The following is a 22,536-nucleotide window of genomic DNA, read 5'->3' as shown; positions in this document are numbered from 1 at the left end:
GAACCAAAACATTACTTGCATCTATACGATGTTAAATCTTTGCGGAAAGACGTAAAACTTATCTTTGCCAATCCGCCAAAAAGAGAGTGCAGGCATCCATCTGCCTACACTCCCACTTTTATTTATTCAACTGATAAAATAAACGGATATAGTGATTGCTTTCCTTCAACGATTTCTACTTCTGCATCTTCAAAGTTTTCTTCGATAAAGCTTGCAAGCTCATTTGCCTGTGTTGCAGTTGTATCTTCACCGTAAATAACGGTAATAATTTCGCTATCCTCATCGACTAACTTATTGATGACCTCTTTTGCTGCATCCATCATCTCAGGTGTTGATAAAATAATTTTACCTTCTGCAAGCGCCATATAATCATCTTTGCGGATTTCTACCCCGTCGATTGATGTATCACGTACTGCATAGGTTACTTGACCTGTTTTAACATGTGCAAAGCCTGCTGTCATGTTTTCTTTATTGTTGCTCACACTTACCTCTGGGTTGAACGCTAAAATAGCTGCCATCCCTTGAGGAATTGTTTTCGTTGGCACGACAGCAGCTTCAATATCAAGAAGCTCTGCTGCTTGTTCTGCTGCCATAACGATATTTTTATTGTTCGGTAAAATAAGCACACGCTCTGCACCAATTTCGTTTACCGCTTTCACGATATCTTCCGTTGATGGATTCATCGTTTGTCCGCCTTCAATCACGTAAGATGCACCGATTGACTTTAACAAGTTGGCAATCCCTTCACCCATCGCGATTGTCACGATAGCGTACGGAATTTTTTCTTGTTTTTTCGCAGGAGCAGCTGATGCTGCATCACCAACAATGGCCGAATGTTGTTCACGCATATTATCTACTTTAATTTTCATAAGGCTACCGTATTTTTGACCTGCACTTAACACATTACCAGGTGTTTCTGTATGGATATGTACTTTCGCAATCTCATCATCAGAAATAACAAGTAATGAGTCGCCCATTGGGTTTAACTCATTGCGGAACGCTTCTTCGTTAAATGGTTCTTTTCCTTCTTCAAAGCGTACCATAATTTCCGTACAATAACCGAATTCAATATCTTCTGTATTCATGAAATCTTGTACACGATGATGCTCTGCATTAATTAAGTCATCTAAAGAAGCATCGTTCTTCTCAGGTAATGCTTCACCTTTTAATGCCGCAAGGAAACCTTCATACACAAATAGCAATCCTTGTCCGCCACTGTCCACTACGCCTACTTCCTTTAATACAGGTAGCATATCTGGTGTACGATTGAGTGAGGCCTTTGCTTCTACCACAAATGCTTCCATTAACTCAATTAAATCGTCTGTGTTTTCTGCTACTTCGACACCTTTTGTCGCTGCCTCGCGAGCAACTGTTAAAATGGTACCTTCCACTGGCTTCATCACAGCTTTATACGCCGTATCAACGCCACCTTGGAACGCTGCTGCTAACCCTTTTGCATCGATTGTCGCGTCTTTTTCAATCGCTTTACTAAAGCCGCGGAATAATTGCGATAAAATAACACCTGAATTTCCGCGTGCTCCCATGAGTAAGCCCTTTGCTAACGCTTGTGCCGTTTTACCGATATGCTCACCCGTGTTGCTTTCTGTTTCTTTTGCACCTGATGTCATTGATAAGTTCATGTTCGTCCCTGTATCTCCGTCCGGTACTGGGAATACGTTTAACGAATCTACATAACTTGCATTTTGGTACAGGTGATGCGCCCCCATTTGTACCATTTCTGCAAATTTAATTCCGTCTAATGACTTCATTCGATTTGAATCCTCCTCTTACACGTTCATTACACGAACGCCTTGAACGAAAATATTCACTGATTTTACGCTCATACCTAATGTTTTATTTACTGTATATTTTACTTTTGATTGTACTTGATAAGCAATTTCAGAAATTTTTGTACCGTAGCTTACGATAATATACATATCGATATGTAAATCTTCGCCCTCTTGACGAATGATTACACCTTTTGCAAAGTTTTCTTTACGTAAAATATCTGTTAGTCCATCACGAATTTGGTGCTTCGAAGCCATCCCTACAATTCCGTAACATTCGATTGCTGCGCCACCTGCAATTTGTGCAATAACATCATTTGAAATATCAATTTGGCCGAATTCGTTTTTTAATTCTACTGACATAAGTATGCCTCCTTGGCTCTTTTTGACTGTCTATATTGTACTACACAAAGCTTAATTATAAAAGAAAACGTTCACATAAGTCTACCCGTTAAAATGAAAACTAGTATGAACTGCTATCAATTCATATAGCTTTTGGGTGTAAAGGTTTTTTTCTTGAAAGTATGTACGAAATATGTTGCAAGGTCTTTCAGTCTATGTTAAATTATTATGGTATGTGAAATATCGAACTGAAAAACAAGCTTTCAGATTCATCTGTAAGGAGGGAATTTACATGCCAAAACAATGTGTTATTACTGGCCGTAAAGCTCGTACAGGCAACAACCGTTCACACGCTATGAACGCTTCTAAACGTACTTGGGGCGCTAACTTACAAAAAGTTCGTATCCTAGTTGACGGTAAGCCAAAACGCGTATGGGTTTCTGCTCGTGCATTAAAATCAGGTAAAATCGAGCGCGTTTAATCGCGTACCGAGCATCAGCCTCTTGCGTTGATGCTCTTTTTTTCATTTGATATAAAAAAAATAAGGGAGTGAGTAGCCATTACTAAATGGTTACCCACCCCCTTTTTATTTTTTCTCACGACGAAATAATCGAATGCAAGCTCTTGTCATATTACTCAAAAACTTTGGTAACTGAAATGTATATACTTTCAAAATAGCTCCCTCCTAGTCCATGCTTCTTACAACTAAACATATGCCGGAAGAGAACGTGATATACGCATCATCTAATAGGATTTCATTACTTGTAAATCTTGAAGTTGCTTGTGTAATGGTTTCATTCGTCGTTTCATATTTAACGCCGCGCAATGTCACCTCGCAAACATCTTCCCCATAAGCAAAAAACGACAAGTATGGGTGTACTGTTTTTTCCAGTTTGTGACGACCTGGCGTTAAAAAATGTAATTCATTGTGTGTATTCATCACTTTAAACTGAATATGCGGATAAGCTAGCTGCATGCGATATAGAGAACGTAGCGCTGCTTCCTGATGGTCTAGACGTCCCCCTGTCACACCGGTTAGAAGCACCTCACTCGGCGTAAATTCAATCGCACGCATTAATGCTAAATCTGTATCTGTCTCATCTTTTTCGGACTGAAAGGCTTCAACATGTGTAACTACTGCTGAAATACGCACAAATTCTTCCTCACTAACCGAATCGAAATCCCCTACAATGGCATCTGGCACAATCCCCTGCTCTATTAAATAATAAGCGCCCCGGTCTACACCAATCCATTTGTCTACGTTTATATTAAAGGCGACCTCACGAATGGGGCCGCCCGCACAAATTGCTACAATCATTGAATGGCATTAAGACCTGCTTGCTTAATTTCTTGCAATGCAGCCGCACGATCTTCTTTTCCATAAATAGCAGAGCCTGCAACGAAAATATTGGCGCCTGCTTTTGCACAAGGGACGATTGTTTCCGCTGTAATGCCACCATCAATTTCGATATCAATCGTTAAACCGCGTTCTTTAATAATAGCTGATAACGCTTCGATTTTCGGTAACACAGAAGAGATGAATTTTTGACCACCAAAGCCTGGATTGACGGTCATAAATAGGACCATATCTATATCCTCTAAAATGTGTAAAATGGATTCAATTGGCGTATGTGGATTTAATACAACGCCTGGCTTTACATCAAATGAACGAATCAATTGAATAGTACGATGTAAGTGGCGACAAGCTTCCACATGCACGGTAATATAATCCGCGCCTGCTTTCGCGAATTGTTCGATGTATTGATCTGGATTTTCAATCATTAAATGAACATCCATTGGTAATGTAGATAATGGACGAATCGCTTCTAGCGCAATCGCACCAAACGAAATATTTGGTACAAAATGTCCATCCATTACATCAATGTGAATCAGCTCTGCTCCTGCAGCTTCTACTTCTTTTACTTCTTCGCCTAATTTTGCGAAGTTTGCAGCTAAAATCGATGGTGCAATTTTAATCATGTTTAGTACCTCGGCTTTCGATCAAATATTTCTTGTAAAAATTGTTCATAATGTGCATAGCGATATTCTTTAATATCACCTGTTTCTAGCGCACTCTTAACCGCGCATTTTGGCTCCTTCATATGTAAGCAACCTCGGAATTTACACCCTTCTGAAATACGTAAAAACTCTGGAAAACACGCAGTGAGTTCTTCTTTTTCAATCGTATCAAAATCAAAGGAACTAAAGCCCGGCGTATCTGCCAGTAATCCCCCACACACTTCGATTAACTCCACATGGCGTGTTGTATGCTTTCCGCGGCCTAAGCTTTGTGAAATGATGCCTGTTTTTAAATTTAGTTCAGGGATTAATGTATTTAATAATGTTGATTTCCCCACACCTGATTGTCCAGCTAATACTGTCGTTTTCCCCGCTAACATCGGTTGAATACGCGCCATTAAAGAGGCATCCTCTTTAAAGGTAGTCATCACTTCATAGCCTATCTTTTTGTAGTCTTCAATATAAGCGGTTAGCTGTCCTAGCTCTTCATCTGTTAGCAAATCCATTTTTGTTAAACAAATAATTGGTTCGATATGGAATGACTCCAATACGACTAAAAAACGGTCAAGCAAAATCGTATTAAAGTCCGGCTCTTTCACAGAAAATACAAGGATTGCTTGATCGATATTCGCGATCGGTGGTCGAACAAGTTCGTTTTTACGCGGATGAATTTTCATTACATAGCCATCTGACTCACCCTCGCGTGTAAAATCAACTACATCACCAACAAGTGGCGATTCGCCGCGGTTACGAAATACCCCGCGCCCACGGCATTGAATTAACTCCCCATCTTGCTCTACATAATAATACCCACTTAATGCTTTTCGAATTTGGCCTTGCGCCATGAAAACCCTCCCTTAGAAATCATTGTATTATCTCATCATATGAAATCGTTTCTTTTGCAAAATCAGCTGAATCACGCGCAATGCGGTATGCTGCTTTTTCACCTTCTACAATTTCAAGTTGAATCTGATATGTTGTATCTTCAGTAATCGTAAATTCCTCTATCGGGTCAGCCATTGTATGCAATTTATCTTGAATATAAACTTGTATCGTTTGTGGGATCGGCTCCCCGTTTTCATCTACTCCACCTTCATATGGAATATCAACCGTTTTGTAATACCACTTCACTTTTTTTTCTACTGGACCTTTGGAAAGAACAACTTTTATGACTGCTCCTACCTCTAGCGGAGTATTAGCTTTCGGTGTTTGTGAAATTACACTACCAGCGGCAACAGTTTCTGAATGCTCAGGTGTACCAAATTGAATTTTAAAACCTGCAGTACTAGCGTATTCTCTTGCGGCTGCTTCAGTAAAGTGCCTTAAATCGGATACAATAACCGTATTTTTACCTTTACTAACTTGTAACTTTAATACCGTATCTTTTGCTATAACTTCGGTATTCGCTGTAGGTTCTTGACTAATGATTTCCCCTGGAGGCTGCTTGCTATCGAAAACTTCTACAATGTCAACATCTTTAAATCCACCTTTTTCGATAATCGGCAACACTTGTGTAAGTTGAACACCTACATAATTATCTAGCGTAATTGTTTCATTCCCAAGACTAACAACTAACTGGATTTCCGATCCCTTTGCACGTAACAAACCAGCTTTTGGATTTGTTCCAATCACATGATCTTTTTCCACTTCATCATTGTGATTTTCAATTGGCTCACCTAGTACAAAGCCAGCATCCTCTAACATAGTCGTCGCTTCCTCGACCGTTAAAGTAGAAACATCCGGAATTTCCTTTTTGTTCGGTGTTACTGTAAACATGAATACAAGAAATAATAGCGCCAGCGTTACGAGTGCGCCAACAATAAGCGGCCATTTTTTCTTCTTAGGTTTAGCCAGTGACTCCTTTTGCACCTCTGTTGATAATTGACTTTGAGGTCTTACGGGTTCTACTTTTTTTGTCTGTAATATATCATTCGTCGAAACTTTTTCTTTAATAATCGGAATCGCTTTCGTTGCGTCATCATCTAATGGCGGTATAAATTTCGGCTCGTGTTGACGTGCTACCGATAAACACGTTTGTAAATCTTCTTCTATTTCATCGACACTGGCATAACGGTGATTTGGATCTTTTGCCGTTGCCTTTAACACAACATTTTCCAGCGTTTGTGGAATCGATGCATCAATTGCTCGAATAGATGGTGTCTCTGATTGTAAATGCTTTAATGCAATCGATACAGCAGATTCCCCTGAAAATGGCAACTCTCCTGTTAGTAGTTCATATAACACGATACCTAAGGAATAAATATCTGATTTTTTTGTCGCAATGCCACCACGCGCTTGCTCAGGTGATAAATAATGAACCGTGCCCATAACAGAATTTGTTTGTGTATAGCTTGTTGCATTTAATGTCGTCGCTATACCAAAATCCGTTATTTTCACATTCCCTTCCATATCAACTAAAATATTTTGAGGCTTAATATCACGGTGAATAATCCCATTTTCATGGGCATGTCCAATCGCGGATGTCAGCTGCTTCATAATTTGCACGCTTTTAGCAGCCGATACGGGTGAAAACTCCTGTATGTATTGCTTTAAAGTTTTGCCTTTAATATGCTCCATCACAATATAGTGCATATCTCCGTCTTCCCCAACGTCGTATACACTGACAATGTTTGGATGTGTTAGGCTTGTAGCAGACAACGCTTCACGCTGAAAACGACGATGCAATTCTTCTTCATTTGTAAAATCATAACGTAAAATTTTAATCGCTACATCACGGCCTAAAATGATATCGTGAGCAAGATACACATTGCTCATTCCACCACCACCGATGAGCGATAAGATTTCGTAGCGCTCACTTACTCGTTTTCCAATCAACATGCCTACACCTCCTCATTTCTAGTCATCAGTACAAGGGAAATATTATCTTCGCCACCACAATCATTTGCTAGTTGAATTAATTTTTTTCCTTTTTCCTGCAGCGGCATCGGAAGCGTAATAATGGCAATCATTTCATCAATCGATAGCTTATTACTTAATCCATCTGAACAAATTAGTAAATAGGAACTTTCCTCTAGTATTACATCATAGAAGTCAGGTTGAATGGAACTTTCTGTACCAAGTGCTTTTAAAATAAAATTCTTTTGAGGGTGATTTTGCGCTTCCTCTTCGCTAATTTCACCGCTCTCTACCAAAATATTGACATACGAATGATCGCGTGTAACAAGTGCGGCAGTGTCATCTGTAAAATGATACACCCGGCTATCCCCTACATGACTAATGGTGCAATGCTTTTCGTCAATGAGTACAGCAATGAGCGTAGTCCCCATGCCTTGACAGCCTTCATGTGATAATGAATATTGATAAATTTGATGATTAATCTCAGATACAGCATCGTGAAGCCATTCCTTACAGCTTTCTTCAGAAGAAAGTTGCTCGGCTGTTGCTTGCAAAAATAGTGCTTGCATTTGCTCAATTGCCATTTCACTTGCTACGTCGCCTGCATTATGTCCACCCATACCATCCGCTAAAATCGCCAGCTTCAATTGATCAGGCCGTTCAACAAATGCGACCCGATCTTCATTCACTGTACGTTTTAATCCAACATCACTTTCGACTGTAAAGTTCACAATGACCACCTACTTTGTTTCTTCTGATCGTTCTTGTGCACGTAATTGACCACATGCAGCAGCAATATCCGCACCTTGTTCACGGCGAATCGTTACGTTAATCCCGTTCTTCTTTAACGTTTTTTCAAATTCAAAAATTTTACTACGCGATGTACGTACATAATCACGCTCTGGTACGTAGTTAATCGGAATTAAGTTGACGTGACATTTAATATTTTTGATTAATGCTGCTAACTCTTCTGCCACTTCCACAGAATCATTTTCCCCCGACATTAGACCATATTCAAATGTAACACGGCGTCCTGTTTTCTTCGTATAATAACGAACAGCTTCAAGCAATTCATCAATTTTATACGCACGTGCAATCGGCATCAACTTTTGACGCGCTTCTTGATTTGGTGCATGCAAGGAGACAGCGAAGTTAATTTGTAATTGCTCGTCCGCAAACTGATAAATTTTCGGTACGATCCCTGATGTCGAAACGGTAATATGACGTGCACCGATATTTAATCCTTTATCATTATTAACAATCTTCAAGAAGTTCATCATCGCATCATAGTTATCAAACGGTTCACCAATTCCCATAATCACGATAGAGCTTACGCGTTCATTTGTTTCGTCCAGCTGTTGCTGTACTTTGACAACCTGCTCTACGATTTCCCCTGCCATTAAATGACGCTTTAAACCACCTAATGTCGATGCACAGAACGTACAACCAATACGACACCCTACCTGCGTTGTCACACAAATGGAGTTCCCATACTCATGACGCATTAAAACCGTTTCAATTGAATAGCCGTCCTGTAATTGGAATAAAAATTTAATCGTGCCATCTGTTGACTCTTGTTTAATAATGGTTGAAAGTGTTGTTAAGGTAAAGTTTTCCTCTAATTTTTCACGTAGCCCTTTTGATAGGTTTGACATTTCTTCAAACGTTTTCACGCGCTTATTGTATAGCCAATCAAAAATCTGCCCCGCACGGAATGGTTTTTCTCCATGTTCCTTTAACCATTCTTGTAACTCTTCTGGACGAAGAGAATAAATCGATTCTTTTAACTGAGGCTTCTCTTTTTTCTCACGACGAACTGGTTTGTCTTCCGCCTCTTCCACTAAATCTTGAATACGTTCATCAAATTTATGTTGATCCATTAGTTAATTTGTTTCTCCTTTTTTACGAAAAGCAGCAACAAAAAAGCCATCACTGCCAAAATCTTGCGGAAATACTTGTAGCATACCGCTGTTTTGTTTCGCTAATAGTTTTTCCGGTAAATTGGTTAAGGCTTCACTTTCCATCTCTGGATGCGCGGTTAAAAACGCTTCTACCGTGCCTTCGTTTTCTTGTTTATCAACTGTACATGTACTATATACTAAACGTCCACCTGGCTTTAATACTTGTACCGCATTGTCTAAAATCGCCAGCTGAATTGTTTGAAGACTTTCTAGGTCTTCCTCACGCTTCGTATATTTAATATCTGGCTTGCGACGCATGACACCAAGTCCTGAGCACGGGGCATCGATTAATACGGCATCAAAGCTCTCTTTTGCTAAGAAGCTTGCTGCCTTACGCCCATCAATTGGCGCAGTTTGTACAATCTCAAGCCCTAGTCGCGCTGTATTTTCATCGATTAAATCCAGCTTATGCGGATGCAAGTCCATCGCCAAAATCGAGCCTTCGTTTTGCATTTTCTCCGCCAGATGTGTCGTCTTCCCACCTGGTGCAGCACACATATCGAGCACTTTCATGCCAGGCTGAGGATTTAATACATTAGCTGGTAGCATGGAGCTTTCATCTTGAATCGTCATCAAGCCCTCTTTAAACGCAGTTGTACGAGCAACTGTACCATTTGTTAAATGGATACATTCCGGCATGACATCACTTTGATGTGCCTTTATTCCTTCTGCTTCAAGAGACGCTAATACTTGTTCGACAGTTGCACGTGTTGTATTCACACGTACGGTTTGTACCGGTGGAATATTATTTTCACGTAGCATATTTGCCGTATTCTCATAACCGTAGCTTTCCACCCAACGTTCCACTAACCACTTCGGATGACTCGTTTCAATCGAAAGACGCTCTACTGGGTCTGTAATATCCGCAGTGGCTCGTAAACCCTCACGAAGAATCGTACGGAGAATACCATTCACCATGGATGCAATGCCTTTATGTCCACGACGTTTCGCAATTTCTACTGCCTCATTAACGGCAGCATGTGGCGGGATACGCGATAAATATTCCATTTGATACAGCGACATACGCAGTAACCAACGTACCCATAAATCGACTTTCCCACGAATAAAAGGTTCTAAATAATAATCCAGCGTGAATTTATGCTGTAATGTACCGTACGTAATTTCTGTTAATAAACTACGGTCTTTTGCATCAATCTTGTATTTTTCAATTGTTTGATGCAGCAAAAGATTACTATACGCTTGGTTTTTATCAACGGCTAGCAAAATAGTTAATGCCGCATCACGCACATTTCCATCCCAAATTTGTTGCTTCTTTTTACTCATTCAAAACGGTCCCCTATCTGTAGTTTTGAACCAGTTCCACGTAAATATTCTTCTGCTGTCATACGTTTTTTTCCGGCTGGTTGTAAGTCTAGTACCGCTAACGTACCGCCTGCACCTGTTGCGACCTCAAAACGATCTTTATGAATCGCTACAACTTCCCCCGGCTCACGGTCATGCGCTGTAGCGCCCACTTGTGCCCACCAAATTTTTACGTTTGCCGCTTCAAATGTCGTATAAGCAACTGGCCATGGGTGCAGACCACGCACTTGGTTGTAAATTGTACGCGCACCTTTCGTCCAGTCAATGCGCTCTTGCTCACGGCTAATATTACTTGCATATGTTACGAGTGATTCGTCTTGTACAATGCGGGCATTCGTTCCATCAATAATCGAAGGCAATGTCTCTTTTAACAGCTCTCGACCTACTTCGCTTAATTTTTCGAACATGCTTCCTGTATGGTCTATATCTTCAATCATGATTTCGCGTTGAGAAATGATATCACCTGCATCGAGCTTTTCTGCCATATACATAATTGTGACACCTGTTGCCTTTTGTCCATCGATGATTGCTTGGTGAATCGGGGCACCTCCACGGTATTGCGGCAATAAAGATGCATGCACATTAATACAGCCTAAACGCGGAGCATCTAGTAGCTCTTTCGGTAAAATTTGACCAAATGCTGCTGTAATAATAAGATCTGCACCTAACCCAATAATTTGCTGTAGTTCTTCTGAACCGCGTAATTTCTCGGGCTGAATTACTGGTAAACCGAGGCGTACCGCTTCTTCCTTTACTGGTGGTGGTGTAAGTATTTTTTTGCGCCCTACTGGACGATCTGGTTGCGTGACAACCGCTAAAATATGATAACCCTCTTCATGCAACATACGTAAAATTGGTGCTGAGAAAGCGGGCGTTCCCATAAATACGACCTTTGTCATATTATTCCTCCTCAACATCCGCGTACAATTCATCCAGCTCTTCTTGCGTTAACACACGCGTTATTTTGGAGTCGAATAGTACACCATCTAAATGATCGATTTCATGTAAAATACAACGGGCTTCGAAATCTTCTGCTTCTAGCTCATAAATCTGTCCTTCACGGTCTGCCGCTTCAATTTTTACGTATGTTGGGCGCTTTACTAAACCGAAAAGATCCGGAAAGCTTAAGCAACCTTCAATATCTTCCACTTCCCCACGTGTTTCAATCACAACTGGGTTAATCATTTCTAAAATATCTTCCCCAAGTTCAACAATGGCTACACGTAAATCGACATTTACTTGTGGTGCGGCAATTCCAACGCCGTCATGCTCTACCATCGTGTCATATAAATCATCTAAAAGCGCAATGATGTTCTCATCGATTACTTCTACTTCTCTCGTTTTTGAAGATAAAACCTTTGCAGGTGCTTTTACTACTTCTCTAATTGCCATACATTTTTACCTCTTTCACAAGCTCAAATCATTGATGGGTCTAAATCAATGGTGAGCAGGATTCCTTTTTTTATCCATTCCGAGCGATACAGTTTTATAAGCTGTAATAGTACTGGAATGAGGTTTGGTTCTATTTTGTATTTTATCAAACATTGATAGCGATATCTATTTTGGAGACGGCTAATACTTGCTGTTGTAGGCCCGATAATAGACACGTTAAATGGTAAGTTTGACCGTAAATATTCAGCTGCTCTCGCTGCATACTCAGCCGCCATCATAACATCTTCATGCGATACTTGTACAAGCGCTAAATAATAATAGGGCGGGTAGCCTGCTTGACGGCGCATATGCATTTCACGCTCATAAAACGGTTCGTATAACTGTTCTTTTGACAATTCAATTGTATAATGTTCGGGTGTGTACGTTTGCACGATAACCTCTCCCGGTTTTTCATGTCTACCCGCTCGTCCACTTACTTGTGTTAACAGTTGAAACGTACGCTCTGCGGAACGATAATCTGGAAGATGCAAGCTCGTATCAGCACTCAATACACCAACAAGTGTAATATTCGGAAAATCAAGTCCCTTTGCAATCATTTGCGTACCAAGTAAAATATCGGCTTCCCCTCGTCCAAAAGCATCTAAAATTTCCTCGTGCGCACCTTTTTTACTTGTTGTATCGACATCCATTCGAAGGACACGTGCTTCCGGAAATAGCTTATATATCTCTTCCTCGACCTTTTGCGTCCCTGTACCGAAGAAACGAATATGCTCACTCTGACATTGCGGGCAAGACTGTGGCACATACTCTTCATACCCACAATAATGACATTTTAACTTCTCACTGGAACGATGATACGTTAACGAAATATCGCAATTTGGACATTCTACTACCGTCCCACAATCACGACATAAGACAAAGGAAGAGTAACCACGACGGTTTAAAAAGAGCACCGTTTGCTCTTTTTTCATTAAACGTTCCCGAATCGCTTCTACTAAGCTAATCGAAAACATCGAGCGATTCCCTAACTTTAATTCTTCACGCATATCAACAACATGTACTGTCGGTAAGTCTTGCCTCATCGCGCGATTTTTCAGCGTTAATAATGTATACACATTTTTTTTCGCTCGAGCAAAGGATTCAAGACTTGGCGTTGCACTGCCTAAAATAACGGGACATCCATGATACTGACCACGCCAAACAGCCACATCCCTTGCATGATAACGCGGGGCATCCTCTTGTTTATACGTGGATTCATGCTCTTCATCTAAAATGATAAGTCCGACATTTTCAAACGGGGCAAAAATCGCAGAACGAGCACCGACAACAACTTTTACTTTTCCTTGCTGGATTTTCCGCCACTCATCATACTTTTCACCGACTGAAAGCCCGCTATGAAGAACGGCTACGAGTTCCCCAAAACGCGAACGGAAGCGCTCTGTCATTTGTGGTGTTAATGAAATCTCAGGTACAAGTACAATGGACTCCTTACCTTCTCTCAGCGTATGTTGAATAGCTTGTAAATACACTTCCGTTTTCCCACTACCTGTGACACCTTGCAATAAAAATGTTTCTGCACGTTTCGCATCCATTGCTTGTGTAATAGCCTTTAAAGCCGTCGCTTGTTCATCCGTTAGTGTTAAAAAATCGGTTTTTGCTACTTCTTTTGTGAATGGGTCGCGGTATACTTCCTCTTTCATAAAAGAAGCGGCTCCTTTTTCAATCACAGATTGCAATACACCTATTGTTACACCGGCTTCACGACACAAATCATCTGGTAAAAACATTTGGCCGGGGTACTTCATCATCCACTGGACAAGTTGCTTTTGCTTAGCTGCCCGATTAGCAATGGAAGCCTCTACCTCTGTTAACTTCACTAAATCCGAAGCAATCTGTACTTTGCGAATTTCTTTCACTACGCCTTGCTGTTTCACACTATTTTCAACCGTAATCAGACCGTCTTTTAGCGCCTGCTTTACTTCCCTAAGCAATCCTTCTTTTTCAAATTTTTTCAAGTTCACTTTACCGTTCTTATTAAAATGGGACTGTAAGGTTTCCGGCAGCGCGGCTACTTCGCCTGTCACATGTACAATTTTTTCATACTTCGCACGCAAGGCAGATGGGAGCATCGCTTGCAATGCATCAATTTCATAGCAAATCGTTTGTTGCTTCAGCCATTTTGATAATTTCAGCATTTCTCCTGTTAACACGGGTTCAATATCTAATATTTGTGCAACAGGCTTCATTTTATCCATTGGCACATCTGTTTCGTGTTGTAACGCGACAACAAAACCGAGTACGTTACGCGGTCCAAAAGGGACTTTCACACGGCTCCCCACTTCGATTAATGAATGCCACGCATCTGGAACGACATAATCAAACGGACGATCCACTGGATAGGCGGCTACATCCACAATGACTTGTGCAACGACTAATGTCATTTAAAATCTTCTCTTTCTGCAATTGTTTCAAGCAACTGTCGTGCTAACTCTTTTTTAGGAAGATGCGCAAATTTTTGCTTGTAGTCCTGTCCGATTAAAATCACACTATTCGTGTCTGTACCAAAACCAGAGCCAGCTTCTGTAACGTCATTTGCGACAATATAATCTGCATTTTTCTTTTGTAATTTTTGTGCCCCGTAGCTTTCTACATCATTCGTTTCTGCAGCAAATCCAATTAACAACTGGTGTGTTTTATTCGCTCCAAGCGTTGCTAAAATATCTGTTGTACGTTCTAGCTCTAAAGCAGCATCGCCTGGTTGCTTTTTCATTTTCTGACCATGCACATTTTTCGGGCGATAATCTGCTACAGCTGCTGTTTTAATCACGATATCAGCTGATTCGTATTGTGCCCAAATCGCATCAAACATATTTTGGGCACTTTCCACATCGATCACTGTCATACCCGTTGGCTTAGGTAAATTCGTTGGACCAGAAACAAGCACAACATCTGCGCCTAAATCACGTGCTGCTTCTGCCATGGAGTACCCCATCTTCCCTGTTGAGAAGTTCGTTAAAAAGCGGACTGGGTCAACGCGCTCACGTGTTGGGCCAGCTGATACAACAACTTTTTTCCCTTTAAGCGGCTGTTTTTGTGGTGCAAAATGCTGCATGACTAACTCTGTCATTTTTTCGGGCTCTTCTAGACGTCCCTTCCCTACATAGCCACATGCTAAATAGCCTTCGGAAGGTTCGACAAAACGGTACCCATCTGTATGTAGCTGTGCTATATTGCGTCTTACTGCTGGATGATCATACATATGCACATTCATCGCGGGCGCTAGCCATACCGGCGCCGTCGTTGCCAGTAATGTCGTTGTTACCATATCATCTGCAATGCCATTCGCCAGTTTACCAATGACATTCGCTGTAGCCGGTGCGACTAAAATAAGATCAGCCCAATCTGCTAAATCAATATGCGCGATCACACTCGAATCTTTTTCATCAAATGTATCGAAAAACACATCATTTTTCGACATCACCTGAAAGCTTAAAGGGTTCACAAATTTTTGTGCAGATGCTGTCATCATTACTTTTACATGAAAACCCGCTTGCGTTAATTTACTCGTCAGTGCCACTGCTTTATAGACAGCAATACCGCCCGTTACGCAAAGTAAAATATTTTTGTTTTGCATTTAGTTTGCCCCCTTCAAATGATAAGCTCCCAAAGAGTTTTCTCCGGGAGCTACTAAATACTTTACATATAATTAGGACTACTTAGATGATCAGCGTACGGATGGATCAGCTAAACTTACACTTCATCCTCGTAAATTGTTGATTCATCTTGCTGTTCTTTCTCTAGTACACCGGCCGCTACTTCTTCTAACGCTTTTCCTACTGGCTTGTAAGAAACGTATCTATGAAGGCGCTCGCCACCTTCCTCTTGCATTTGGCGCGCACGCTTAGAAGCTAAGCTTACTAAAGAGTATTTTGAATCGATTTCATTTTTTAAAGCATCTACTGATGGATATAACATTGATTTATTCTCCCTTCAACATTGATAAATAAATTTTTTCTACACGCTCACGACGGCAATGTTCAGCTTTAATAATCGCGTTAATTTTATCACATGCATTGTGTACTTCGTCGTTTTCTACAACGTAATCGTATAGGCTCATCATTTCAAGCTCTTCTTCCGCTGTTGCAATACGTTTTGCAATAACGTCTTCTGTCTCCGTACCACGACCTACTAAACGTGATTTTAACTCCGAAAGACTCGGCGGTGCTAAGAAAATGAATAATGCATCTGGTGCTTTTTCTCGAATTTGCTTGGCACCTTGTACTTCGATTTCTAAAAATACATCGCGCCCTGCATCTAATGTTTCATTTACATAAGCAAGCGGTGTACCGTAGTAATTACCGACAAACTGTGCATGCTCAAGTAAACCACCTTGTTCAATTAATGCTTCAAATTCCTCACGTGTCTTAAAGAAATAGTCTACACCATCTACTTCTCCTTCGCGAGGATTACGTGTTGTCATTGAAATAGAATATTCATAATTCGTATTGGACTGCGAGAATAGCTCTTTTCGAACAGTTCCTTTTCCCACACCAGATGGGCCTGATAATACGATTAATAAGCCACGTTGTTTCTTCATCTATAACTCCTTCTAACTATTCAATATTTTGAACTTGCTCGCGCATTTTCTCTAAAATCGTTTTCGCTTGCACGACCGCTATCGAGCTTTCCGATGACTGATTTTTCGAACCAATCGTATTAATTTCACGATGCATTTCCTGCATTAAAAAGTCAAGTTTACGACCAATTGGAATGTCCTCTTCAAGTGTTTCTTCCAACTGATGGAAATGGCTTTCCAAACGGTCAAGCTCTTCGCTAATATCAACGCGCTCTGCAAATAATGCTACTTCTGTTAATAAGCGGTCCTCTAATAGTTGTCCACTGGTAAATTCTTGTACACGTTGCTTTAATCGCTCACGATACTTCAGTACGGCATCGCCTGATGTTGTACGAATACATTGAACTTGCGCTTGCAATTGTTCCTTATATTGTAACATCACTGCTTTTAACTCCGCGCCCTCTCTTTCACGCATCTGTATTAATTGCGTGATTGCTTGCTGTAATGCCTGTTCTACAGCTGTCAGCACTTCCTCTTGTACAAGTTCTTCTTCCTGTACAACGAGCACTTGATCGAGCATAGCAATTTCTTGCATCGTCCATTTTTCTTCCATCAACATATTGAGCGAAAGTTCTTCTTTCGCTTTGCGATATGCCTCTAAAAGGGGCCAATTAATTTGAATTTTTTGCTCAGCTGTTTGGAGCTCCTTTAGAAAAATAATAACATCTAGCTTTCCGCGTGATAAAGCTTGGGATAGCACTTTCTTCGCTAACACTTCAGACTCCATCCACTCTTTCGGAAACTTTGTATTAATTTCTAAAAAACGATGATTCACAGCACGAACTTCAACAGTCAATTGATGAGATTTCGTCGTTGTGACACCCCTGCCAAAGCCCGTCATACTACGCACCAAGGTTCGTCACATCCTTTTTTGCATACTGCAATAATTATAGCATATGTTTGACCTGTTATGATGTTTGTTTTATAGAAATATGTAAACATCCGCACACACAAGAAAAAATGCTATCATAAGAGAGAGTAGATGAGCAATGACTTATACAAAAATGTAGCAACAAGCTATAAATGAAAGAGGAATGAACAATGGCATTTGACGGATTATTTACAAGCGCGATGACTAAAGAATTATCGCAGCTTTTATCAGGACGTATTACAAAAATTCATCAGCCGAATGCACTCGAAGTCATATTACATATTCGTGCAAAAGGTGGAAATCATAAATTATTAATTTCCATTCATCCTTCCTATGCACGTGTCCACCTCACGGAACAAACCGTCGAAAATCCAGCAGAGCCACCCATGTTTTGCATGCTTTTACGTAAACATTTAGAAGGCGGTTTTATTACAGCGCTGCAGCATATGAGCGGAGAGCGTGTCCTTACACTCGGCATTGAAAGTAAAAATGAAATTGGTGATACCATTTATCGCAAACTCATTATCGAAGTGATGGGACGTCATAGTAACCTCATTTTAGTGGATACGGAGAACGATAAAATTATCGATAGTTTAAAGCATCTCTCTCCTTCGATGAATAGCTATCGTACTGTTTTACCCGGGCAACAATATATCGCGCCGCCCCCACAAAACAAACAGCATATGAACGAAGTAACAGACGATGAACTGCGCACCTTTTTTGCCAACGCTGTAACAGCAAAGGATATTATGAATCGCTTTATCGGCTTCTCCCCGCTGCATGCGAATGAATTATTACACCGCATCCAACAAGGTGATTTAGTGGAGACGATTCGTACATTTATGGAAGAAGTTTACGTTGCAAAGCACCCGACCTATAAGGAAGTAGAAGGAAAAGCGTATTTTTCACCAACAATTCTAACCCATTTAACTGGAAAAGAAACAACTTATCCAAACTTAAGTACATTACTCGACCGTGTTTTCTTCGCTCGTGCTGAACGCGACCGAGTAAAACAACAGGCCGGTGATTTAGAGCGTTGGCTGACAAACGAACTAGATAAATTAAAGTTAAAGCTCAAAAAGCTAGATAAAGATTACGAACGTGCAAGCAAACTGCATGAGTTTCAATTATACGGCGAACTATTAATGGCAAACCTTTATCAATTTGAAAAAGGCGTAGAGCATGTGACAGTCGATAATTACTACACAGGCGAAAAAGTAACCATCCCTGTAAGCCCACGAAAAACGCCGATTGAGAATGCACAAAGCTATTACACAAAATACAACAAGGCGAAAAATGCGCTCATTATGATCAAAGAGCAGAAGCAAAAAACAGAGGATGATATTTCATATTTTGATATGCTCGCCCAGCAAGTACAGCAAGCCGCCCCTGCTGATATTGAAGAAATTCGTGAGGAGTTAGCAGAGCAAGGTTATCTTCGCTTGCGTGCTTCAAAGAAAAAGAAAAAACCGACAAAGCCAGCACCTGAGAAATTTATGTCTTCTACAGGTATTGCGATTTCCGTCGGTAAAAACAATAAGCAAAACGATTATTTAACATTTAAATTAGCAAAGAAAACAGATATTTGGCTGCATACAAAAGATATCCCAGGCTCACACGTGGTCATTCATTGTGATACACCTGACGAAACGACATTGCATGAAGCAGCGATGTTAAGTGCGTATTTCAGTAAAGCACGTGAATCATCCTCCGTGCCAGTAGATTACACTGACATCCGCCAAGTGAAAAAGCCAAATGGATCTAAGCCTGGATTCGTGATTTACTTCGAACAAAAAACATTGTTTGTCACACCGGATGAAAACCTGATTTTACAATTGAAAAACAAGTAACAACGCATACGAAGGTTCCGTCTCAAAGTTTTTTAGACGGAACTTTTCTTAATTTATGCTTGTATATGAGTTCATTTTAATTTTCTAACATAACGATTACCTTCAAAAGTTAACGCAAATCGTCTCATGCGCTTGCATTTTTGGTGCAAAAATAAAGATTTTGTTGACTTTGGCTCATGCTCGGTTATTTTGACCAGATGCAGTGACTTTTTGCTAGGATACGACAACGTTTTCATTCAAAACAAGTGCTCTACAAATAGCGACTGTGATAAAAATGATAGAAATTCACTAAAAAAGGAGCTTCCGTGGAGGGAGAAAAAAATGAAAAGAATGGAGCTTTTTTCTAAAAATACATCGTTACCCAAAATGTTTGGTACATGTCTTTACGATGTAATCATTTATAAAAAAATTAAATATCTCGCTATTTTGATCAAAACAAACGGTAGCGTGCGATTTTTTAATAAGAAAATCATACACGCACTAAAAAAACGCACAAATCCACCAGTAATCGATTTTGAGATACAACTTAATTGAGGATAAGTGCCATTTAGGTAAATAGACCTCATTTGACACTTATTTAAAATTAAGTTGTATATCGTTTTCGCTATGTGACACAATCCAGGCATCAAAATAATCGATTTTAATTAGGAGGGAGAAAATATTTGCCCTCTATTTACAGTAGGCTGTAGCAAAGTACGGAGGTTACGATAGGACAGCTACAAATGTCGGAAGTTTTAGGATGATTGATACAAGAAACGTTCTAATGAACAAGTTAGTAACTATCTACTTTAATAATCTGATAATTCGTTCAAATATTCAAATTAGATTGAAAATCGGAGAAAATAAGCTATACTTAATAGAAAAATCCAGATGTTATTTTTTGTATTAATGGGGGACATTTATAATGAAAATAAAAATTGAATTAACGCAAAATAAAAAGGAAAAACCAGCTACATCCGCCCTTGGATTTGGTAAATTTTTCACAGACCATATGTTTATTTTAGATTATACAGAAGGTAAGGGCTGGCATGATCCACGTATCGTTCCTTATCAACCAATCACGTTAGACCCTTCTAGTAAAGTATTCCACTACGGGCAAACTGTATTTGAAGGGTTAAAAGCTTATGTTACAGAAACAAATGAAGTGCTATTATTCCGCCCACAAAACAACTTTAAACGATTAAATTTATCGAGCGAGCGACTATGTATTCCATCTGTAGATGAAGATCTGGCATTAGAAGCATTAAAACAGTTGCTGACAATTGAGCGTGAATGGATTCCAAATACGCCAGGTACGTCGTTATACATTCGTCCATTCGTAATTGCGACAGATTCTTATTTAAGTGTAGCCCCATCTCAAACATATCAATTTATGATTATCCTATCACCAGTAGGCTCATATTATGCGAATGGTATAAACCCTGTCAAAATTTTAGTGGAACAGCAATATGTACGCGCTGTCGCTGGTGGTACTGGAGAAGCAAAAACAGGCGGTAACTATGCAAGTAGCTTAAAAGGGCAAGAACTTGCAAATGAAGACGGCTATGATCAAACATTATGGTTAGATGGCAAAGAGCATAGATTCGTAGAAGAAGTAGGGAGCATGAATATTTTCTTCAAAATTAACGGGACTGTAATCACTCCTGCTTTAAACGGCAGTATTTTAGCTGGTATTACGCGCGATTCGATCATCAACATTTTACACTATAAACAAATTCCAGTTGAAGAACGCCGCATTTCTATCGATGAAATTATAGAAGCACATAAAAATGGGCAATTAGAAGAAGCATTCGGAACAGGTACAGCTGCCGTTATTTCACCAATTGGCGAGTTAAAATATTTAGACGAAAAGTTTGTCCTTAACAACGGTGAAATCGGGGGACTCTCACAATTATTGTATGATACATTAACAGGTATACAGACTGGTAAGCTAGAAGATCCTTTTGGCTGGATTGTTAAACTATAATGAGTTAAATATAAAAACACCAATGCACGCTAAAAATAGCATACGTTGGTGTTTTTTGTAAATTCTCTGCTTTATGCAAAACTTAAAGCTCTCCAGCTTTAAGTTTTGCTAGTGTGGCTGTCGCTTCGCTTTCGCCACAGCTCCACCTATATAATTAGCATTCCATTCACTTTAAAATAAATCCAATTATTTCTGTAAATTCCCTGCTTTAAGGTCCGCGTGCCACTCCTTCAAGAATGGGATTTGATCTGCTTGAATTGCGCCTGATTCGTTTGCTGCTTCTACTAAGTAGTCGAAGTTTGTTAATGATACATATTTCACGCCGATTTCGTCGAATGCTTTTTCTGCTTTTGGTAAGTTGTATGTATACACACATACGACGCCTACTACTTCACAGCCTGCTGCGCGTAATGCTTCAACTGCTGTAATGGAAGAGCCGCCTGTTGATACGATATCTTCTACTACGACTACTTTTTGACCTGGTGCGTACTTGCCTTCGATCTGGTTGCCACGGCCGTGCTCTTTTGCTTTTGAGCGTACGTATACCATTGGTAACTCTAAAATATCAGATACCCAAGCAGCGTGCGGGATACCTGCTGTTGCAGTGCCTGCTACTACTTCTGTTTCAGGGAAAAATTCTTTAATATTTTGCGCTAATCCATTTGCTAGCTGTTTACGAATAACAGGATCTGAAATCGTTAAACGTGTGTCACAATAAATTGGTGATTTAATACCTGAAGCCCAAGTAAATAAATCTGTTGGGTTTAATTCTACTGCCCCAACTTTTAGCATAGCGTGTGCGATTTCGTTTTGTAATGTCATAATTATTTTGCCTCCCATAATTCACAAACTTCTTTGTATGCAGCTACTGGATTAGCTGCGCCTGTAATGGCACGTCCTACTACGATTAATGAAGAACCGTCTTCACGTGCCCCGTCTGGTGTTGCAATTCGTTTTTGGTCATGTGTTTCCCCGCCCGCCATACGAATACCCGGCGTTACGCGAAGGAAGTCCTCGCCGCATACCTCTGCGATGGCACGTGCTTCATGTACGGAACAAACAACCCCATTTAAGCCCGCCGATTTTGTGAGCTGTGCATAATGTAGCACAGCATCAATCAATGGCAGATCAATGCGTTGTTCATTGCGCATTTGTTCTTCTGTCGTTGATGTTAATTGTGTTACTGCGATTATAGCTGCACGCTTTTTCCCGACAGGCGTACCTGCCTCTAAGCCTTCAAGTGCACCTTCCATCATATTTTTGCCACCTGCTGCATGAACATTAACTAAGTCCACACCTAATCGTGCTAAACCTTTCATTGCAGACTTTACCGTATTTGGAATGTCATGAAGTTTTAAATCTAGGAAAATGTCATGGCCTTGTTCTTTAATTTTGCGCACGATATCTGGCCCTTCCTGCATATATAACTCCATTCCCACTTTTACAAAAAGTTGCTCTTCAAACTGGCTTAAAAATTGAAACACTTCTTTCTCTCCTGGAAAGTCTAGTGCAATAATCGGTTTATTGTTCATG

22 protein-coding genes are annotated in these 22,536 nt (G+C 40.2%); 3 read left to right on the top strand and 19 right to left on the bottom strand.

What is annotated here, in order from left to right; translation table 11 throughout:
• Nucleotides 1-122: 122 nt before the first annotated feature.
• Together ACQQ2I_RS04795 and ACQQ2I_RS04790 are read right to left on the bottom strand one after the other, a co-directional pair.
• Entirely contained in the window at nucleotides 123-1,769 is a 1,647-nt protein-coding gene (locus ACQQ2I_RS04795) for a DAK2 domain-containing protein (RefSeq protein WP_431029437.1), read from the bottom strand.
• A gap of 18 nt (nucleotides 1,770-1,787) precedes the next feature.
• Complete coding sequence (locus ACQQ2I_RS04790) at nucleotides 1,788-2,150, bottom strand: Asp23/Gls24 family envelope stress response protein (RefSeq protein ID WP_391366378.1); 363 nt, start codon at nucleotides 2,148-2,150, stop codon at nucleotides 1,788-1,790.
• 271 nt (nucleotides 2,151-2,421) lie between these two features.
• Between ACQQ2I_RS04790 and rpmB the strand changes: the two genes are divergently transcribed.
• Nucleotides 2,422-2,610 (top strand): 50S ribosomal protein L28, encoded by a 189-nt coding sequence (gene rpmB, locus ACQQ2I_RS04785; RefSeq protein ID WP_049668398.1) that lies wholly within the window; start codon nucleotides 2,422-2,424, stop codon nucleotides 2,608-2,610.
• A gap of 105 nt (nucleotides 2,611-2,715) precedes the next feature.
• Here the strand turns inward: rpmB and spoVM are convergent, their stop codons facing one another.
• The 15 genes from spoVM to ACQQ2I_RS04710 form a co-directional block, all read right to left on the bottom strand.
• Nucleotides 2,716-2,802: a stage V sporulation protein SpoVM gene (spoVM, locus tag ACQQ2I_RS04780; RefSeq protein WP_391367280.1), complete on the bottom strand. Its 87-nt coding sequence runs from the start codon at nucleotides 2,800-2,802 to the stop codon at nucleotides 2,716-2,718.
• Nucleotides 2,803-2,814: 12 nt separating this feature from the next.
• A complete protein-coding gene (locus ACQQ2I_RS04775; RefSeq protein WP_431029436.1) occupies nucleotides 2,815-3,447 on the bottom strand; it encodes a thiamine diphosphokinase in 633 nt (210 codons plus the stop codon).
• Nucleotides 3,444-4,109, bottom strand: a complete 666-nt coding sequence (rpe, locus tag ACQQ2I_RS04770; RefSeq protein ID WP_431029435.1) for a ribulose-phosphate 3-epimerase — start codon at nucleotides 4,107-4,109, stop codon at nucleotides 3,444-3,446. The genes ACQQ2I_RS04775 and rpe overlap by 4 nt, the downstream gene beginning before the upstream one ends.
• A gap of 2 nt (nucleotides 4,110-4,111) precedes the next feature.
• Nucleotides 4,112-4,993: a ribosome small subunit-dependent GTPase A gene (gene rsgA, locus ACQQ2I_RS04765; protein WP_431029434.1), complete on the bottom strand. Its 882-nt coding sequence runs from the start codon at nucleotides 4,991-4,993 to the stop codon at nucleotides 4,112-4,114.
• A gap of 19 nt (nucleotides 4,994-5,012) precedes the next feature.
• Entirely contained in the window at nucleotides 5,013-6,986 is a 1,974-nt protein-coding gene (pknB, locus tag ACQQ2I_RS04760; RefSeq protein ID WP_431029433.1) for a Stk1 family PASTA domain-containing Ser/Thr kinase, read from the bottom strand.
• A gap of 2 nt (nucleotides 6,987-6,988) precedes the next feature.
• Nucleotides 6,989-7,735 (bottom strand): Stp1/IreP family PP2C-type Ser/Thr phosphatase, encoded by a 747-nt coding sequence (locus tag ACQQ2I_RS04755; protein WP_431029432.1) that lies wholly within the window; start codon nucleotides 7,733-7,735, stop codon nucleotides 6,989-6,991.
• A gap of 9 nt (nucleotides 7,736-7,744) precedes the next feature.
• The gene (rlmN, locus tag ACQQ2I_RS04750; protein WP_431029430.1) at nucleotides 7,745-8,884 is read right to left on the bottom strand and encodes a 23S rRNA (adenine(2503)-C(2))-methyltransferase RlmN; all 1,140 of its coding nucleotides are present in this window, start codon (nucleotides 8,882-8,884) and stop codon (nucleotides 7,745-7,747) included.
• Nucleotides 8,885-8,887: 3 nt separating this feature from the next.
• Nucleotides 8,888-10,249 (bottom strand): 16S rRNA (cytosine(967)-C(5))-methyltransferase RsmB, encoded by a 1,362-nt coding sequence (gene rsmB, locus ACQQ2I_RS04745; RefSeq protein WP_431029429.1) that lies wholly within the window; start codon nucleotides 10,247-10,249, stop codon nucleotides 8,888-8,890.
• On the bottom strand, nucleotides 10,246-11,187 hold the full coding sequence (gene fmt / locus ACQQ2I_RS04740; RefSeq protein ID WP_431029428.1) for a methionyl-tRNA formyltransferase: 942 nt from the start codon (nucleotides 11,185-11,187) through the stop codon (nucleotides 10,246-10,248). Before fmt ends, rsmB begins: the two co-directional genes overlap by 4 nt.
• Nucleotide 11,188: 1 nt before the next feature.
• Nucleotides 11,189-11,680, bottom strand: coding sequence for a peptide deformylase (gene def, locus ACQQ2I_RS04735; RefSeq protein WP_431029427.1), 492 nt, complete (start codon nucleotides 11,678-11,680; stop codon nucleotides 11,189-11,191).
• 23 nt (nucleotides 11,681-11,703) lie between these two features.
• Nucleotides 11,704-14,121, bottom strand: a complete 2,418-nt coding sequence (priA, locus tag ACQQ2I_RS04730) for a primosomal protein N' (RefSeq protein WP_431029426.1) — start codon at nucleotides 14,119-14,121, stop codon at nucleotides 11,704-11,706.
• The gene (gene coaBC / locus ACQQ2I_RS04725; protein ID WP_431029425.1) at nucleotides 14,118-15,314 is read right to left on the bottom strand and encodes a bifunctional phosphopantothenoylcysteine decarboxylase/phosphopantothenate--cysteine ligase CoaBC; all 1,197 of its coding nucleotides are present in this window, start codon (nucleotides 15,312-15,314) and stop codon (nucleotides 14,118-14,120) included. Before coaBC ends, priA begins: the two co-directional genes overlap by 4 nt.
• A gap of 116 nt (nucleotides 15,315-15,430) precedes the next feature.
• A complete protein-coding gene (gene rpoZ / locus ACQQ2I_RS04720; RefSeq protein WP_431029424.1) occupies nucleotides 15,431-15,655 on the bottom strand; it encodes a DNA-directed RNA polymerase subunit omega in 225 nt (74 codons plus the stop codon).
• 4 nt (nucleotides 15,656-15,659) lie between these two features.
• The gene (gmk, locus tag ACQQ2I_RS04715) at nucleotides 15,660-16,277 is read right to left on the bottom strand and encodes a guanylate kinase (RefSeq protein WP_431029423.1); all 618 of its coding nucleotides are present in this window, start codon (nucleotides 16,275-16,277) and stop codon (nucleotides 15,660-15,662) included.
• Nucleotides 16,278-16,293: 16 nt separating this feature from the next.
• On the bottom strand, nucleotides 16,294-17,169 hold the full coding sequence (locus ACQQ2I_RS04710; protein ID WP_431029422.1) for a YicC/YloC family endoribonuclease: 876 nt from the start codon (nucleotides 17,167-17,169) through the stop codon (nucleotides 16,294-16,296).
• Between the two features lie 188 nt (nucleotides 17,170-17,357).
• Between ACQQ2I_RS04710 and ACQQ2I_RS04705 the strand changes: the two genes are divergently transcribed.
• Together ACQQ2I_RS04705 and ACQQ2I_RS04700 are read left to right on the top strand one after the other, a co-directional pair.
• Nucleotides 17,358-19,037, top strand: coding sequence for an Rqc2 family fibronectin-binding protein (locus ACQQ2I_RS04705; protein ID WP_431029421.1), 1,680 nt, complete (start codon nucleotides 17,358-17,360; stop codon nucleotides 19,035-19,037).
• Between the two features lie 904 nt (nucleotides 19,038-19,941).
• The gene (locus ACQQ2I_RS04700) at nucleotides 19,942-21,003 is read left to right on the top strand and encodes a branched-chain amino acid aminotransferase (RefSeq protein ID WP_431029420.1); all 1,062 of its coding nucleotides are present in this window, start codon (nucleotides 19,942-19,944) and stop codon (nucleotides 21,001-21,003) included.
• Between the two features lie 186 nt (nucleotides 21,004-21,189).
• On the opposite strand, the gene pyrE is transcribed toward ACQQ2I_RS04700, so the two are convergent.
• Nucleotides 21,190-21,825 (bottom strand): orotate phosphoribosyltransferase, encoded by a 636-nt coding sequence (gene pyrE / locus ACQQ2I_RS04695; RefSeq protein ID WP_431029418.1) that lies wholly within the window; start codon nucleotides 21,823-21,825, stop codon nucleotides 21,190-21,192.
• 2 nt (nucleotides 21,826-21,827) lie between these two features.
• The gene (pyrF, locus tag ACQQ2I_RS04690; RefSeq protein ID WP_431029417.1) at nucleotides 21,828-22,535 is read right to left on the bottom strand and encodes an orotidine-5'-phosphate decarboxylase; all 708 of its coding nucleotides are present in this window, start codon (nucleotides 22,533-22,535) and stop codon (nucleotides 21,828-21,830) included.
• Nucleotide 22,536: the final 1 nt, after the last annotated feature.

The sequence above is a fragment of the Lysinibacillus sp. LZ02 genome (genome assembly GCF_050613145.1).
Classification (GTDB): domain Bacteria; phylum Bacillota; class Bacilli; order Bacillales_A; family Planococcaceae; genus Lysinibacillus_B.
Note: the sequence above shows the minus strand (reverse complement) of the source record. Positions and strands in the feature narration are given on the sequence as shown.